This window comes from Brevibacterium litoralis (assembly GCF_040212315.1).
GTDB lineage: Bacteria > Actinomycetota > Actinomycetes > Actinomycetales > Brevibacteriaceae > Brevibacterium > Brevibacterium litoralis.
Genome location: NZ_JBDIUY010000004.1, coordinates 145,440 through 160,451 on the forward strand (window position 1 = coordinate 145,440; position 15,012 = coordinate 160,451).

The 15,012-nt window shown below is 70.5% G+C and carries 17 protein-coding genes and 1 pseudogene; 15 read left to right on the forward strand and 3 right to left on the reverse strand.

Annotated elements, in window-relative coordinates:
* Positions 1–21 precede the first annotated feature (21 nt).
* The 9 genes and pseudogenes from AAD496_RS01160 (at position 22) to AAD496_RS01200 (ending at position 6,616) form a co-directional block, all read left to right on the forward strand.
* Entirely contained in the window at positions 22–960 is a 939-nt protein-coding gene (locus AAD496_RS01160; protein ID WP_349826787.1) for a cation diffusion facilitator family transporter, read from the forward strand.
* A gap of 127 nt (positions 961–1,087) precedes the next feature.
* Positions 1,088–2,041: a thioesterase family protein gene (locus tag AAD496_RS01165; protein ID WP_349826788.1), complete on the forward strand. Its 954-nt coding sequence runs from the start codon at positions 1,088–1,090 to the stop codon at positions 2,039–2,041.
* Positions 2,042–2,147: 106 nt separating this feature from the next.
* Complete coding sequence (locus AAD496_RS01170) at positions 2,148–2,870, forward strand: NAD(P)H-binding protein (protein WP_349826789.1); 723 nt, start codon at positions 2,148–2,150, stop codon at positions 2,868–2,870.
* Entirely contained in the window at positions 2,867–3,742 is an 876-nt protein-coding gene (locus AAD496_RS01175; protein ID WP_349826790.1) for a DUF1932 domain-containing protein, read from the forward strand. Before AAD496_RS01170 ends, AAD496_RS01175 begins: the two co-directional genes overlap by 4 nt.
* A gap of 93 nt (positions 3,743–3,835) precedes the next feature.
* On the forward strand, positions 3,836–4,060 hold the full coding sequence (locus AAD496_RS01180) for a helix-turn-helix domain-containing protein (RefSeq protein ID WP_349826791.1): 225 nt from the start codon (positions 3,836–3,838) through the stop codon (positions 4,058–4,060).
* Positions 4,057–4,359, forward strand: a pseudogene (locus AAD496_RS01185) (HipA N-terminal domain-containing protein); the annotation flags it as partial. The gene AAD496_RS01180 and the pseudogene AAD496_RS01185, both read left to right, overlap by 4 nt.
* A 90-nt stretch (positions 4,360–4,449) precedes the next feature.
* Positions 4,450–5,331, forward strand: a complete 882-nt coding sequence (locus AAD496_RS01190) for a HipA domain-containing protein (RefSeq protein ID WP_349826828.1) — start codon at positions 4,450–4,452, stop codon at positions 5,329–5,331.
* Between the two features lie 86 nt (positions 5,332–5,417).
* Positions 5,418–5,810 carry a VOC family protein gene (locus AAD496_RS01195; RefSeq protein ID WP_349826829.1) on the forward strand — a complete coding sequence of 131 codons (393 nt, stop codon included), beginning with the start codon at positions 5,418–5,420 and terminating at the stop codon, positions 5,808–5,810.
* 239 nt (positions 5,811–6,049) lie between these two features.
* Positions 6,050–6,616: a DUF6199 family natural product biosynthesis protein gene (locus AAD496_RS01200; protein ID WP_349826792.1), complete on the forward strand. Its 567-nt coding sequence runs from the start codon at positions 6,050–6,052 to the stop codon at positions 6,614–6,616.
* Positions 6,617–6,688: 72 nt separating this feature from the next.
* Here the strand turns inward: AAD496_RS01200 and AAD496_RS01205 are convergent, their stop codons facing one another.
* Complete coding sequence (locus AAD496_RS01205) at positions 6,689–7,045, reverse strand: iron chaperone (protein ID WP_349826793.1); 357 nt, start codon at positions 7,043–7,045, stop codon at positions 6,689–6,691.
* A 37-nt stretch (positions 7,046–7,082) separates the two neighbouring features.
* Complete coding sequence (locus AAD496_RS01210) at positions 7,083–7,718, reverse strand: maleylpyruvate isomerase N-terminal domain-containing protein (protein ID WP_349826794.1); 636 nt, start codon at positions 7,716–7,718, stop codon at positions 7,083–7,085.
* A gap of 166 nt (positions 7,719–7,884) precedes the next feature.
* Between AAD496_RS01210 and AAD496_RS01215 the strand changes: the two genes are divergently transcribed.
* Positions 7,885–9,780, forward strand: a complete 1,896-nt coding sequence (locus AAD496_RS01215; RefSeq protein WP_349826795.1) for a flavin-containing monooxygenase — start codon at positions 7,885–7,887, stop codon at positions 9,778–9,780.
* 12 nt (positions 9,781–9,792) lie between these two features.
* Here AAD496_RS01215 and AAD496_RS01220 read toward each other — a convergent pair whose 3' ends face one another.
* Positions 9,793–10,665, reverse strand: a complete 873-nt coding sequence (locus AAD496_RS01220; RefSeq protein WP_349826796.1) for a UTRA domain-containing protein — start codon at positions 10,663–10,665, stop codon at positions 9,793–9,795.
* Between the two features lie 167 nt (positions 10,666–10,832).
* Here AAD496_RS01220 and phnG point away from each other — a divergent pair, with 167 nt between their 5' ends.
* Genes phnG through AAD496_RS01245 form a run of 5 tightly spaced genes read left to right on the forward strand, consistent with a single transcriptional unit; the run spans position 10,833 to position 14,998 of the window.
* Positions 10,833–11,339: a phosphonate C-P lyase system protein PhnG gene (phnG, locus tag AAD496_RS01225; protein WP_349826797.1), complete on the forward strand. Its 507-nt coding sequence runs from the start codon at positions 10,833–10,835 to the stop codon at positions 11,337–11,339.
* A complete protein-coding gene (phnH, locus tag AAD496_RS01230) occupies positions 11,336–12,058 on the forward strand; it encodes a phosphonate C-P lyase system protein PhnH (protein WP_349826798.1) in 723 nt (240 codons plus the stop codon). The genes phnG and phnH overlap by 4 nt, the downstream gene beginning before the upstream one ends.
* Positions 12,058–13,275 carry a carbon-phosphorus lyase complex subunit gene (locus AAD496_RS01235; protein WP_349826799.1) on the forward strand — a complete coding sequence of 406 codons (1,218 nt, stop codon included), beginning with the start codon at positions 12,058–12,060 and terminating at the stop codon, positions 13,273–13,275. The genes phnH and AAD496_RS01235 overlap by 1 nt, the downstream gene beginning before the upstream one ends.
* The gene (locus tag AAD496_RS01240; protein WP_349826800.1) at positions 13,272–14,135 is read left to right on the forward strand and encodes an alpha-D-ribose 1-methylphosphonate 5-phosphate C-P-lyase PhnJ; all 864 of its coding nucleotides are present in this window, start codon (positions 13,272–13,274) and stop codon (positions 14,133–14,135) included. Before AAD496_RS01235 ends, AAD496_RS01240 begins: the two co-directional genes overlap by 4 nt.
* Positions 14,132–14,998 (forward strand): phosphonate C-P lyase system protein PhnK, encoded by an 867-nt coding sequence (locus tag AAD496_RS01245; RefSeq protein ID WP_349826801.1) that lies wholly within the window; start codon positions 14,132–14,134, stop codon positions 14,996–14,998. The genes AAD496_RS01240 and AAD496_RS01245 overlap by 4 nt, the downstream gene beginning before the upstream one ends.
* Positions 14,999–15,012: the final 14 nt, after the last annotated feature.

A 15,012-nucleotide genomic window follows, 5' to 3' on the forward strand; every position in this document is an offset into this window, starting at 1 on the left:
TGACGACCGAGAGGAACGCGGATGGCCCACGACCACTCCCACGCGGGGCACTCGCACGGTGCGGGTGCCCCGCGTGGTCGTCTCGCGATCGCCTTCGGGGTCGCGCTCGTCGTCCTCGTCGCCGAGGTGGTCGGGTCCGTCCTCACGGGCTCGCTCGCGCTGCTCACGGACGCCGGGCACATGCTCGTCGACGTCCTGGGTCTGGGCATGGCCCTCACGGCGGTCACCCTCATGCTGCGGCCCACGAGCGATCGGCGGACCTGGGGACTGCGGCGCGCCGAGGTGCTCGCCGCCGGCGCCCAGGCCGCGCTGCTCTCCGTCGTCGGGCTCTACTCCCTCGTCGAGGGCACGCGGCGCCTGTTCGCCCCGCCCGAGGTGCCCGGGCCCGAGTTGCTGATCTTCGGTGTCCTCGGGCTCGCGGCGAACATCGTGGGACTCCTGGTGCTCGCCTCGGGCCGGAACTCCGGGCTCAACATGCGGGCGGCCTTCCTGGAGGTCGCGGCCGATGCGCTCGGATCGATCGCCGTCATCCTCGCCGCCGTGGTCATCTGGACGACCGGTTGGGAGCGGGCGGACCCGGTGGCCGGTCTGCTCATCGCGCTCATCATCCTGCCGCGGGCCTGGCGGATCCTCCGGGAGTCCGTGTCGATCCTGCTGGAGTCGACCCCGCCGGAGGTCGACGTGCAGGAGATCCGGGACCACATCCTCGACCGACCGCACGTGCGCGAGGTCCACGACCTCCACGTCACCCGGATCGATTCGAACCTGCCGGTGCTCACGGCCCACGTGGTCCTCGACGAGGAGTGCTTCCACGACGGACACGCACCGGAGATCCTCCACGACCTGCAGACCTGTCTGGGCGAGCACTTCCCGCTGGCGATCGACCACTCGACCTTCCAGTTCGACCGCCCGGCCCACGTCGACCACGAGGACCTGCACCCCGAGCGCCGGGAGGGGTAGGGCGGGGCGCCTCGACAGCGGCTCGTGTCTCGCGGACGGGATGCGGACCTTGCGAGAACCGGTGGATCCGGCGAAGGTGAACCGTGGGCCCGTGACGGAGCGGGACCTGCGCGAAGGAGCATGTTCGATGACAGACGCACAGGCCGGTGCCGCGACACCGGAAGCCGACGACCGGGCCTTCTACACGGTCCTCGAGGAGTCCCGCGACGAGGCGGCGAACACGACGACCACCCTCGTCGAGACCCACCGGTGCACCACCGGCATGTGGGACCCCGGACACCAGCACGCCGGACCCCCGGCGGCCCTCCTGGCCCACTGCATCTCCCGGCACGACATGCCCGCCGACTTCCGTCTGGCCGACGTGAAGATGGACATCTTCGGGCCCATCCCGGTCGCCCCGCTCACCGTCACGACCGAGGTGATCCGCGGCGGCCGGACCATGGACCTCCTCCAGGCGACCGCCGCGCCGACGGACCGTCCCGACCGCCCGGCCGTGCAGGTGCGCGCCTGGCGGATCCGCCGGGCTCCGGAGACCTACCCGGTCGTCACCGGGCACCGGGAGGTCGCGGCGCCGGGTGACGGGGTCGGGGAGGACGGGGCGCCTCGGGCGCTGGGGCGTGCCGCGGGTGCCACCCTCCGGGGCGGTGAGACCTTCCCCGGCCCCGAGGACCTGGACGCACAGGCGCTCAACTTCAACCCGCACGCCACGAAGGAGGGGTACGGTTCGGCCGTCGAGTGGCGCTGGGTCTCCGGCGGTCCGGGCACGCTGGCGCCCGCGCTCGTGTGGGGGCGGTGCCTGGTGCCGCTGGTGCAGGGCCGGGAGACGAGTGGCTGGGAGAAGCTCCTGGTGCTCGCGGACTCCGCCGGCGGGATCAGCCTGCCCGTCGACACGCGGAAGTACCGGTATGTCAACTGTGACATGCACGTGGCGCTCGACCGCGACCCCGAGGGCGACTGGATCCTGCTCGACGCCCAGGCGATCGCGACACCGGGCCACGGCGGGATCGTGCACGACGAGCTCTCCGACCGCCGCGGGGTGCTGGGGGTCGGTGTCTCGACGATGGTGACCGGCGAGTTGTGAAGCGCGGGCCCGGCGGCCGTGGTCGGGGCGCCTCGGGGCCGGAACCGGGACTCCGTCCACAGCGAACATCCGTTGACTGTGGCCGGTGGAGTGGGAGTCTGGGGGCATGACCGAGACCAGCGCAGCCCCTGAGAACGTGTCCACCGACTACCCGCAGACCGTCGCCGTCGTCGGCGGCCACGGGAAGATCGCCCTGCTCCTCACCCGGATCCTCGCCGATCGTGGTGTCGGTGTCCGGAACCTCGTGCGCAACCCCGACCACGCCGCCGACGTCGAGGCGGCCGGCGGCACCACCGTCGTGTGCGACGTCGAGGTGGCCGGGATCGCGGAGATCACCGAGGCGCTCGGTGACGCCGATGCCGTGATCTACGCGGCCGGTGCCGGCGGCGGGTCCGACGCCTTCCGCAAGTTCTCGATGGACATGGCCGGGTCCGTGAAGTCGATCCAGGCCGCCCACGCGCTCCAGGAGTCGAAGGGCACGGCCGTGCGGTTCGTGCAGATCAGCTTCGTCGGCGCGCAGAACCCCGTCGCCGAGGGCACCGATGCGATCTTCACCGCCTACTGGGACGGCAAGCGGATCGCCGACGACGCGCTCAAGGCCTCGTACCTGCCGTGGACGATCGTCAAGCCCGGTGCGCTGCTCGACGACCCGGCGACCGGGAACCTCAGCGTCGACTCCGGCACGAGCCGCGGGGTGAAGACGATCCGGGGGGACGTCGCCGGCTTCATCGCCCTCGTCCTCGGTGATCCCCGGACCGTGAACCGCGAGTTCGACATCTGGGACGGCGAGCAGCCGATGGACCGGGCTCTCGAAGAGTTCCTGGCGTGAGCGGACTCGCCTTCGTCGGCGCCGGTGAGGTCGCCCGGATCTTCGCGTCCGGGATCCGGGAGCACGTCCGGGCCACGGGTGAGGAGGTGACGATCCGCGGGTACACCGCCGGCCGGCGGCACCGTCCGCCCTACGACCCCGGCTACCGCGCCGAGTGCGCGGCGGCCGGGATCGAGCTCGTCGACTCCGCCGCCGAGGCGCTCGCCGGTGCCGACATCGTGTTCAGTTCCGTCGTCGCCGACCAGGCCGAGGCCGTCGGCGGGTGGATCGCGGAGTCGGTGGAACCGGGTGCCGTCGTCGTCGACCTCAATGCGACGACGCCCGAGGTGATCCGGGGGATCGCCGCGGCCGTCCGGGCGCGTGGTGCCCGGTTCGTCGACGCGAGCATCATGGACACCGTGCCGGTCTTCCGGATGGGTGTGCCGCTGCTGCTCTCCGGTGACACGGAGGCGTTCCCCGCTGTCGCACTCGGCTTCACGAACACCCGTGACCTGCATGCGGAGGCGGGTGTCGCCTCGAGCGCGAAGGTGCTGCGCAGCGTCGTGATGAAGGCTCTGGAGGCCTCGCTCGTCGAGAGCTTCACGGCGGCCCGTGCCCTCGGGATCGAGGAGGTCGTGGCCGATTCCGTGATCGGGACCTTCGACTCGACGACGCCGGGGCGGACACTCGTCGAGGACCTGGTGAGCAGTCAGCGTCTGCACGCGCGGAGGCGTGCGGCCGAGATGGACGGCGCCGTGCGCACCCTGGAGCAGTTGGGGGTCGGGTCCTCGGTCTCCGCCGGGACGCGTGATCACCTGCGCCGGGTCGCCGCCGAACGTGAGGCGGAAACGGCGTCCCGGACCTGCGCCGAGACGGAGTCCGCACCTGCCTGACCAGCCTGAGGTGTGACCGACAGTGTCGTGTCGCCGTACGGCGACACAGTACGATGTCGCCGTACGACTACATCTGTGTGAGGAGGGCCTGCTGTGTTCACGGTGCGTGAGGCCGCAGTCGTCGTCCGCGAACTGCGCGAGGATCGCGGCTGGAACCAGTCCGTTCTCGCCGAGAAGGCGGTGGTGTCGCGCTCGTTCGTCGCCGATGTCGAGGCAGGAAAGGCGACGGTCGAGGCGGGGAAGCTGTTCGATCTGTTCCAGGCCCTCGGATTCGAGGTCGCCCTGCGATCGCTGTCGTCGGAGGAGGTCCGCTGGTGAGTGACAGGGAGCTGCGCGCCTACCAGGACAGCATTCCGATCGGGACGTTCGCCCAGACGGCGGCCGGCAACACCACCTTCACCTACGACGATGCCCACCGGCAGTCGCGTGATGCCACACCGTTGTCTCTTGCCATGCCGCTGGCCACTGCGCGCCACCGCAAGTGAGTGGCTCTGCCGTGGTTGGTAGGACTGCTACCCGACAGCGAGACCGCGCTCCGCGCACTCGGTTCGCGGTTCCAGGTCTTGTACCGGAATCCCTTCGCACTTCTCGAGCACATCGGTGCGGATGCTGCCGGTGCCGTCCAGCTTCTCCCGCCGGGTTCCACCTCGTCGGACGCCGCTGATCGGACGGCCGTGCGACGGGTGAGCGACGACGAGGTGTCCACGATGCTCGACGAGGTCGTCGCGGAGTACCGCGACGGTGCACCGGAGAGCGGGTCCTCCGGTCGATTCAGCCTTGCCGGTGCGCAACCGAAGATCGCCCTGCACCGGCTTCCCGACGGCACGTGGGGCGTGCCCGAGGACGCCACTCCGACGACGCACATCCTGAAGCCTGTCGTCGGCACTTTCCGTCGGATCGACGTGGTCGAACAGGTGACTCTCCGTGCGGCCCGTGTGCTCGGGAACGAGGTGGCCGATTCCCAGGTGGTCCGCATCGGTTCGTGGGACGTGCTCGTGAGTGAACAGTACGACCGTCGTGTCGACGGTGGACTGTGGCGCCGACTGCACCAGGAGGACATGTGTCAGGCGCTGAGTGTGCCGCCGCAGAAGAAGTACCAGCACCGTGACGGCGGGACCGGAGTGGCCCACGTGTCCGCGCTGCTCCGCTCTCTCCCGCTTCCGGGTGATCGTGTCGCGGCGGGCCGGGCCTTCTTCCGCGCCTTCGTCTTCAATGTCGTCGCAGGCTGTACCGATGCGCACGCGAAGAACTACTCGTTGCTTCTCGACGGGCGGTCCGTGCGCTTGGCACCTCTCTACGACCTTCTCAGCTTCGCCGCCTACTGGGACGGGGAGTCGCGCATCGACTCCGCGATGAGTGTGGACGGCGAGTATTCCCTCCACCGGATCTCCGAGTCGTCCCTCGCGCGGCTCGGTCCGCGCTTCGGTCTCGACGCGGAGGAGTCCGCGTCGATCGTCCACCTCGTGCGCCGTGACGTGCTGGGAGCATTCGAGGCGGCACGCGACTCGGTCACCGGGCACGGTACGGACGCGCTGTCCACCGCGGACGATCTGCTGGTGGGCCTCCGTCGGCTTCCCCTCGTGGGCTAGTCGCCGGACCCTGTCCGTGTGGCGGAGGGGTTCCCGTGGCGGGTGGGACGTGCTGTCATGGGTCCATGGATCAACGCTTGAGTCTGGTGACGCTGGTGGTCGACGAGGTGGCCCGCTCGCGGGAGTTCTACGTCGACGGTCTGGGGTGGACCCCGGAGTTCGACGGGGGCGACGGGGTCCTCATGTTCCGGGTGGGGGACCGCCTGCTCCTGTCCCTGTGGAGCAGGGCGCGCGCCCGGGAGGAGATCGGCGAGGTGGGGACGGGTGTGGACGCCCCGGTGACCCTGGCCCACAACCTCGCGACCCGGGACGAGGTCGACGCGGTCCTCGCCCTCGCCGCGAAGGCGGGCGCCACGCACGTGAGCCCGGCACGGTCACGCGACTGGGGCGGGTACTCCGGATACTTCGCGGATACCGACGGCTTCCGGTGGGAGATCGCGGTGAGTCCGACCCCGCTGGGTGACAGCCTCCTGCCCTGAGCGCGGGGCGTCCCGAGGAGGAAACCCCAGCGAACTAAACCACAGCCAGGTTTACCAAAGTTGACTGTGGTTTTTTCACCTGGGGTTTCGTTCTCGGAAACGCCTCGGTCGGCAGCGTCGTGGCGGGACCGGTACAGGGGTGGGGCGCCTCGGCGGCGGGAGGTCGGTAGCGTCGGGGACCGGCCGGGTCCGGTCGACGGACCCGTACCCGCTCGTCCGGAATCGTGGAGGTGGAACACGTGGTGATCCTCGTCGTCGTGGGCATCGCGCTCGCACTGTTCGGAGTGTGGCCCCTCGTCGCCCCGCTCCATTGCTGGAGGACCCTGCAGGCCTGGAAGTACAAGAATCCCGAGGCACACGAACCGAGCGCGGCAGCGCTCGCCTTCGAGAGGTTCGGCGGTGGGTTGGGGATCCTCGCCGGCATCGTGACCGCGGTGCTCGGTGGGCAGGCGGTGGCGAACGCCTCGGCCGCAGCAGCACGGTGTGCCGACGAGATCGCGCCGGCCTTCGAGGCGGCCTGGGACGCGGCGGACATCGAGAACCCGAACGGGGACGCGGTGGACGACTACCTGGGAATGGACGACGAGGACGCGGTCTCGGACTCGTCGTTCATGTCCTCCTTCGCCGCGGACCACGGGCTCGCCGTGTCGTCCGCGGGATCGACAGGGGTGGACACCGGTCGGTACACGTTCACCGACGACGGTGCGACGGTGATGACCGTCGACGTCTGGTACATGCAGACCGGTGTGAGCGCGACCCCGGACTGCGGGTCGCGGGCCGTTCCGTCGAACGAACACACGGAGTGAGTGGAACAGCAGCATGCGCTTTCCGCATATTGCTTGTTCGGTCTACCCCGCAGCCGATCTCCGGAGTGTGCCTCAGCCGCCGGTGTCGTCGAGGCGGGCGCCCATGAGGGTGCGGCAGAGGTCCTCGGGGACGTCCTTCGAGTAGGGGATCTTGAGGAACCCGGCACCGGACTCGTACCCGGCGGCCGTCACGGTGTCCTTGTGTTTGCCGAAGAACTCGGTGGAGAACCGCAACGAGCAGTGGTTCTTGAAGGCTTGCAGCATCCACTGCATGCCGTCGCGGCGGTAGGCCGGTTGGTTCCACATGAGGGCCTCGTCCACCTCGTCGAACTCGCGGCTCAACCGGCGCAGGGTCTCCAGGTGCGGGCGTTGGCGGGGTTCGAGGGCGTCGAGGAAATCGGCGACGCTCTGTCTCGGCGGTGCGGGCACGGGGATCGGGGCTCCTCGGTCTCGGCTTTCCTGAGTTTCAGGCTTCCTCGGTCTCGGCGACGGACGGGGCGAACACCGACCAGCCGGGGGAGCGGCCACTCAGTCCCATCGCGATCTCCAGGGGGTCCTCCGGGATCTCGATGAGGGTCGGCAGGATCATCGAGGCGCCGATCTCCAGGGTGTCGGGCACCGGGATGTCGACGGCGCGGCACAAGTCGATCCCGTGGAGCACGAGTTCGACCATCCGGGTGACCAGGTACGTGTCGGTGAGCATCGTTCCCGCCGGAGTGCGGATCCGCTCGGGGAACCCGTTCGCCGCCATCTGCTCCAACCGGGAGCATTCGCAGGTGAAGGCCGTGCGGACCTCCGCGAAACCTCCGCGCTCGTCCAGTTCCTTCCGCGCCCGGGCGTCGACCGCCTCGTCGGCGCCGGGCCGGTGGAGCATCACCCGGAAGTACTCCGCGGCGGAGTCCACCTCGACGTTCTCGCAGGGCGTCTGTTCCGCGTAGGTGAGCACCGTCGTGAGAGCCCGCAAGGTGTGGGCGGCGAGCAGGTCGACCGTCCACTGGTCGCCCGGATTGGGCACGGGGCAGGCGGCGGCCTCGTCCGGCAGCCCGACGACGACGTCGGTGACCGTCCGGACGCAGTCGATGTAGGCGGGAACGGTGCTCATGTCGACCTCTTCGTACCGTGGGCGGTGGGCGCCATGCTACGCCCGTATCGCTCCCGTCTGAAGGGGCGAGGGATCCCTGTGCTGCAACGACCCTGCAACGGTGGGGTCACTAGCCTCGCGGGCACCACCGTCGACGAGGAGGTCGGCGGGAGTTCGAGGAGGAACGATGACGGAGACCCTGGAACGTCCACTGGGAACGGAAGGTGCCCAGGAGCAGGGCACCTCGGCAGCAGATGCAGCGGCGGACCCCGCGGCCCGGTGGTTCGCGGACTTCGAGGCGGCACTCACGGCAGGTGACGCCGCGGCCGCGGCGGGAATGTTCGCGACCCGCAGTTTCTGGCGCGACCTCGTCGCCTTCTCGTGGAACCTCACGACGGTCGAGGACCCGGCCGGTGTCACGGATCTGCTGGAGAACACCCTGGAGCGGACGAAACCGCGGAACTTCACGCTGCGCGAGCCCTCGGAGACCGCCGACGGTGTGACGACGGCCTGGTACGACTTCGAGACCGAGGTCGGCCGCGGCTGGGGCATCGTGCGGTTGGTCGCGGAGGACGGGGCGAGCGACGGTACGGACGGCACTGCCGGCTCCGGGCTCAAGGCGTGGACATTCATCACCGCACTGCTCGAACTCAAGGGGCACGAGGAGCCGCGCGGCGTGCGCCGACCCAAGGGCGCCGAGCACGGGATCGACCCGAACCGGAAGACCTGGTCGGAGAAGCGCGCGGAGGAAGAGGCGGCCTGGGGCACCGACGCGCAGCCGCACACCCTCGTGATCGGCGGGGGACAGGGTGGGATCGCACTCGGCGCCCGCCTGCGGCAGCTGGGTGTCCCGGCACTCGTGATCGACAAGCACGCCCGTCCCGGTGACCAGTGGCGCTCGCGCTACAAGTCCCTGTGCCTGCACGACCCCGTCTGGTACGACCACCTGCCGTACATCAAGTTCCCTGACAACTGGCCGGTCTTCGCGCCCAAGGACAAGATCGCCGACTGGTTGGAGTCCTACACAAAAATGATGGAGGTGCCCTACTGGTCGTCGACCGAGGCGACGAGCGCGAGCTTCGACGAGGCGGCCGGCCGGTGGACCGTCGAACTCGTCCGCGACGGCGAGGCGATGACGCTCCACCCCGAGCACCTGGTGTTGGCCACGGGCATGTCCGGCAAGCCGAACGTCCCGAGTTTCGAGGGGCAGGACGTCTTCCAGGGCGAGCAGCAGCACTCCTCGCAGCACCCGGGCCCGGACGCCTACGCGGGCAAGAAGGTGGTCGTCGTGGGCAGCAACAATTCCGCCTTCGACATCTGCGGGGCGCTCCACGAACACGGTGCCGACGTGACGATGGTGCAGCGTTCGTCCTCGCACATCGTCAAGAGCGACAGCCTCATGGAGATCGGCCTCGGCGACCTGTACTCCGAACGTGCGGTGGAATCCGGCGTGACGACGGAGAAGGCGGACCTGATCTTCGCCTCCCTGCCCTACCGGATCATGCACGAGTTCCAGATCCCGCTGTACCAGCAGATGGCCGAGCGCGACAAGGAGTTCTACGACAGGCTGGAGGCCGCCGGCTTCGACCACGACTGGGGTGACGACGGGTCCGGCCTGTTCCTCAAATACCTGCGGCGAGGGTCGGGCTACTACATCGACGTGGGTGCGGCGGACCTCGTGGCCGACGGCAAGGTGAAGCTCGCGAAGGGCCAGGTCGACCGCCTCACCGAGGACTCCGTGGTGCTCGCCGACGGCACCGAGCTACCCGCGGACCTCGTCGTCTACGCGACCGGCTACGGCTCGATGAATGGCTGGGCGGCCGACCTCATCAGCCAGGAGGTCGCCGACAGGGTGGGCAAGTGCTGGGGCCTGGGCTCGGACACGACCAAGGACCCCGGTCCCTGGGAGGGCGAGCAGCGCAACATGTGGAAGCCCACGCAACAGCAGAACCTGTGGTTCCACGGCGGCAACCTCCATCAGTCCCGCCACTACTCCCTCTACCTGGGCCTCCAGCTCAAGGCCCGCCACGAGGGGATGGACACCCCGGTCTACCGCCTCCAGGAGGTGCACCACCTGTCCTGATGCGGCGCCCGCTCACCCGTGTTCGACGTCGAGCTTGACCCGCTGGGCGGCGAACCGGGTGAGCAGGTACTGCAGGGGAGTGCCGTCGGGCAGGGTGTCGAGGGCCTCCGACACGAGCACCACCGCGCCCGCACCGAGCCCGAGCGCCGCCGATTCCTCCGCCGTCGCGTGCCGGGCGCCGATCACCGTGCTCCCACGCAGGTAGTCGTCGATCCCGCACTCCCGCAGCGCCGCCGTCACCGACCCGGTCCGCTCCAGGGGCCCGGCGATCCCGGGTACCCGTGCGGCGTCGAACCACCGCGTGCTCAGCGCGAACGGGGTGCCGTCCTCGCCCGCCTCATCCGCTCCCGAGGCGCCCTGACCTCCGTGTTCCCCCGCCGCCGGTTCCCCCGCAACCGGGGCATCGCCGGCGTCCGTCCCGACGACGTTCACCGTCTCGATCCGCAGCACCGGGGCGCCGACCTCCAGGTCGAGGCGGGCGGCGACCTCGGGCGGTGCGGGCAGGGTCGTGGCTCCGTGGAGCACGCCGCGTGACCGATGACGTGCCGTGCTGGCCGCGCCCGGACGCCCGCCGAGGCTCCCACCGTCACCGCCGCTCGCGACCTCCAGGCTGCGGGACATGCGGGTGCGCGCGCCGATCCGGTGGACGAGGACCGGGGAGCCGGTGACGAAGGTGCCGCTGCCCCGGCGGGACTCGACGAGGCCGTCGGCCGCGAGCGTCGCGATCGCCTGCCGGGCGGTGTGCCGGTTGACGCCGAAGCGTTCGGCCAGCGCCATCTCGCCGGGCAGGCGCTCGCCACGGCGCAGGGTCCCGTCGCCGATCTCGGCACGCAGTTCCTCGGCGATGAGGCGCCATGCCGAGTAGCCGTCTCCGGTCCTGCTCATGTCCGCTCCTCGGGTCGCCGTCGGGATTCACCCGACGTTCACCGCCTCGTGGCCTGCAGGGGCCCGGGGCTTCCACTTCCGATCCTAACTTCTGAGTTGTCTAGAGAAATAGACAAATTGTCACGGGCAGGGGCTGCCCGGACCGATGGACGACCGGAGGGATCGACATGGAGACGAGTGAGGTCGGCACGCAGGAGCGTCGCCGGGCCGCCCGGGCGTTGGCGGGCGCCGCGGTCGAGGAACTGCAGGACCTGTGGTCGGCCTGGTCCGTGCCCACCGAGGTCGAGTACCTCCGTGAGCCGGAGGCCGGCCTGGTGATGGTCCAGGGCCGCATCGGGGGAGCGGGGGACCGCTTCAACCTGGGCGAGGCCACCGTCACCCGCGCCACCGTCAAAGTGACGTTGCCCGCCACGGACGCGCACCCCGCCGAGGAGGCGGTCGGTACGTCCTACGTGCTCGGCAGCCACCCGGACCACGCCGGTCTCGCCGCGATCTTCGACGCACTACTCGTCGCCGGCCGCACCCGTGACGCGGTGCTCGCCGAGGTCATCACCCCGCTGGAGACGCGCCAGGAGACGGCCGACGAGCGGAAACGGCGGGAGGGGAAGGCGACGGTCGTCGACTTCTTCACCGTCGCCCGCGAGAACTCCGGAGACGAGGAGGACGAGGAATGACGACCCCCGCACCCACGCCCGTCCGGGCCACCACTCCGGTGACCGCGACGACGGACCTGCCCGGCTTCGCCCACCCGGTCCACGACGCCCAGCAGGTGTTCCGCGCGGTCCTCGAGGCGACTTCCTTCCCCACCCGCCAGCAGACGGTCGACGTGGACCTCCGCGTCCCCGCTCCGCTCGGCACCACCGCCGCGGCGATCGCGCTCACGCTCTGCGACGAGACGACCCCGGTCTGGCTGGACCCCGCCCTCGCCACCGCCGAGGTGTCCGCCTGGCTCGCCTTCCACGCGGGCATCCGCACCGTCGAGGACCCGCAGCAGGCACTCTTCGCCTTCGCCGGAACCCCGGACGGGGTCCCCCCGCTCGAGGCGCTCGCCACCGGCTCCGACGAGGAACCCCACCTCTCCGCCACCCTCGTCGTCGACACGACGGGGCGCTCAGGGGATGCAGGCACACCGTCCATCCACACGGCCTCCGGTCCGGGCCTCAAGGGGCCCGTCACCTGGCACGGCGCCGGTCTGCCGGAGACCCTGCTGTCCGGCTGGGCCGCCAATCACGCGCTGTTCCCGCGCGGGGTCGACGTGCTCGTCGTGGACGACGACGCCCGGACCGTCACCGGCCTCCCGCGGACCACCGCGCTCGTGTCCGCGGCGCGCACCGCGGTCACCACGGCGGCTGCCGACCGCTCTCCCTCCGCCGACACCGAAGGAGCACGCTGATGTACGTCGCCGTCAAGGGTGGCGAGAAGGCCATCGCGAACGCCCACGCCCTGCTCGCCCGCCGCGGTCGCGGGGACGAGGACACCGCCCGCATCGCCTACGAGCAGATGCGTGACCAGATGGGTGTGCTCGTCGCCCGGGTCATGGCCGAGGGGTCCGTGTACGACCCCGACCTCGCCGCCAAGGCCCTGCTCCAGTCGCAAGGTGACGTCCTCGAAGCCGTCACGCTCCTGCGCTCCTACCGGACGACGCTGCCGCGATTCGGTACGACCGAGGCGCTCGACACCGCGGGCCTCCCCGGTGAACGCCGCGTCTCCGCCACCTTCAAGGACATCCCGGGAGGTCAGCAGCTCGGCGCGACCTTCGACTACACGCACCGGCTGCTCGCCGACGAACTGCAGACCCCGCCCATCGCGGGCGTCGACGACGTGTCGGAGGGTGCCGACGCGGACGGGAACCCGGCGGCGGACGGATCCGCGGACCCGCGGGTCGACGCCCACGGCATGCCCCGGGTGACGGACCTGCTCGGCCACGACGCCCTCGTCGAACCGGACCGGCCGGTCGAGGGATGGACGGACCCGGACCCGGCGGACCTCACGCGGGAGCCGACGGTCTTCCCGATGTCGCGGGCGGAGCGTCTGCAGGCGCTCAGCCGCGGCGACGAGGGGTTCCTGCTCTCGCTCGGGTATTCGACGCAGCGCGGGTTCGGCAACACCCACCCCTTCGTCGGCGAGGTGCGTGTGGGGGAGGTCGAGGTCGAGTTCCTCGCCCCGGAGATCGGCCACGCCGTGCCGATCGGGCGGATGGAGGTGACCGAGTGCCAGGTGGTCAACCAGTTCGTCGGCAGTGCCGAGCAGCCGCCCTCCTTCACCCGCGGCTACGGCCTGGTGTTCGGCCGCGCCGAGCGCAAGGCGATGTCGATGTCGCTCGTCGACCGGGCGCTGCGCAAGGACGAGTTCGACGAGCGGGCGGTGTCCCCGGCGCAGGACGAGGAGTTCGTCATCGCCCACGCCGACAACGTGCAGGCCACGGGCTTCGTCGAGCACCTCAAGCTGCCGCACTACGTGGACTTCCAGGCGGAGCTCGGGCTCATCCGCGGGCTGCGGAAGGAGTTCGCCGAGCGACAGGCCGAGCGCGCGGGCGAGGTGCCCGGGCAGGGCGCCTCGGGCGCGGAAGGAACGGTCGGAGTGAACGAGAACGAGGAGGCCCACGCATGAGCGCGCCACGGATCGTCTACAACGAGGGGTACCTGGACGAGAGGACCAAGCGGGTGGTGCGGCGCGCGCTGCTCAAGGGGCTCGCGGTGCCCGGGTTCCAGGTGCCCTTCGCCAGCCGCGAGGTGCCGATGCCGCGCGGCTGGGGGACGGGTGGCGTGCAGGTGACGGCGGCGGTGATCGGCGGTGGTGACACGCTCAAGGTCATCGACCAGGGCGCGGACGACACGACGAACGCGGTGTCGATCCGACAGTTCTTCGAGAAGGTCGCCGGTGCCCACGCGACGACCCGGACCGACGAGGCGACGATCATCCAGACCCGCCACCGGATCCCGGAGACACCGCTCACCGAGGGGCAGATCCTCGTCTACCAGGTGCCGATCCCGGAGCCGCTGCGGTTCCTGGAGCCGCGCGAGACCGAGACCCGCCGCCTCCACGCGCTGGAGGAGTACGGGCTCATGTACGTGAAGCTCTACGAGGACATCGCGCGCTACGGGCACATCGCGAAGACCTACGACTACCCCGTCATCGTCAACGGCCGGTATCTCATGGCGCCCTCGCCGATCCCGAGCTTCGACAACCCGAAGATGCATCAGAGTCCGTCGATCCAGTTGTTCGGCGCCGGCCGCGAGAAGCGGATCTACGCCGTGCCGCCCTACACCGATGTCGAGTCGCTGGGCTTCGAGGACTTCCCCTTCGAGCCGCAGACCTTCGACCGTCCCTGCGAGATCTGCGGGGCCGAGGGCGTGTACCTCGACGAGGTCCTCACCGACGACGCCGGTGGCGTCATGTTCGTCTGCTCTGACACCGACCACTGCGAGCGTCGGGCGGCCGCCGCTGAGAATTCCGAGGTGACCGCATGAATGCGCAGGTGACGACCGAGGAGACGCTCCCGTTGCTGAGCGTCGAGAACGCCGGGCACCGGTACGGGGACCGCTTCGGTTGCCGCGGGGTCGACTTCGATCTGTGGCCCGGCGAGGTGCTCGCCGTCGTCGGTGAGTCCGGCTCCGGCAAGTCGACGCTGCTGGGCATGCTCTCGCAGCGGCTGAGCACGGACGAGGGTGCGATCCGGTACCGGCCGCGGGGCGCCGCAGGTGAGGCGGGCGCGTCGGGACTGCAGGGTTTGTCGGAAGCGCAGGGCGCCTCGGCTGCGGTGGGCGACCTCGTCGACCTCGCGGGCATGAGCGAGCGGGAGATCCGCGCGCTGTGGCGGACCGAGTGGGGCTTCGTGCACCAGGACGCCGCACAGGGGCTGCGCATGCATGTGTCCGCCGGCGGCAACGTGGGCGAGCCGCTCATGGCGACCGGCCAGCGGCACTACGGCACCATCCGGGCGACGGCGGCCGACTGGCTGGCGCGGGTGGAGATCCCCGCCGACCGGATCGACGACGCGCCGACCACCTTCTCCGGCGGGATGCGGCAGCGGCTGCAGATCGCGCGGAACCTGGTGGTCGGGCCGCGGCTGGTGTTCATGGACGAGCCGACGAGTGGACTCGACGTCTCGGTGCAGGCGCGTCTGCTCGACCTGTTGCGGTCGCTCGTGTCGCAGCTGGGTCTGGCGGTCGTGATCGTCACGCACGACCTGGCGGTGGCGCGGCTGATCTCGCACCGGACGATCGTGATGAAGGACGGGGCCGTCATCGAGTCCGGCCTCACCGACCGGGTGCTCGACGACCCGCAGGCGGCGTACACGCAGCTGCTCGTGTCGTCGATCCTGCAGAGCTGATGGGTGGCGCGGAG

Excerpts from the sequence above, each read along its gene's own strand:
- AAD496_RS01160 (WP_349826787.1), top strand. The coding sequence starts at position 22 with ATGGCCCACGACCACTCCCACGCGGGGCACTCGCACGGTGCGGGTGCC.
- AAD496_RS01165 (WP_349826788.1), top strand. The coding sequence starts at position 1,088 with ATGACAGACGCACAGGCCGGTGCCGCGACACCGGAAGCCGACGACCGG.
- AAD496_RS01170 (WP_349826789.1), top strand. The coding sequence starts at position 2,148 with ATGACCGAGACCAGCGCAGCCCCTGAGAACGTGTCCACCGACTACCCG.
- AAD496_RS01190 (WP_349826828.1), top strand. The coding sequence starts at position 4,450 with ATGCTCGACGAGGTCGTCGCGGAGTACCGCGACGGTGCACCGGAGAGC.
- AAD496_RS01210 (WP_349826794.1), bottom strand. The coding sequence starts at position 7,718 with ATGAGCACCGTTCCCGCCTACATCGACTGCGTCCGGACGGTCACCGAC.
- AAD496_RS01215 (WP_349826795.1), top strand. The coding sequence starts at position 7,885 with ATGACGGAGACCCTGGAACGTCCACTGGGAACGGAAGGTGCCCAGGAG.
- AAD496_RS01220 (WP_349826796.1), bottom strand. The coding sequence starts at position 10,665 with ATGAGCAGGACCGGAGACGGCTACTCGGCATGGCGCCTCATCGCCGAG.
- phnG (WP_349826797.1), top strand. The coding sequence starts at position 10,833 with ATGGAGACGAGTGAGGTCGGCACGCAGGAGCGTCGCCGGGCCGCCCGG.
- phnH (WP_349826798.1), top strand. The coding sequence starts at position 11,336 with ATGACGACCCCCGCACCCACGCCCGTCCGGGCCACCACTCCGGTGACC.
- AAD496_RS01235 (WP_349826799.1), top strand. The coding sequence starts at position 12,058 with ATGTACGTCGCCGTCAAGGGTGGCGAGAAGGCCATCGCGAACGCCCAC.
- AAD496_RS01240 (WP_349826800.1), top strand. The coding sequence starts at position 13,272 with ATGAGCGCGCCACGGATCGTCTACAACGAGGGGTACCTGGACGAGAGG.
- AAD496_RS01245 (WP_349826801.1), top strand. The coding sequence starts at position 14,132 with ATGAATGCGCAGGTGACGACCGAGGAGACGCTCCCGTTGCTGAGCGTC.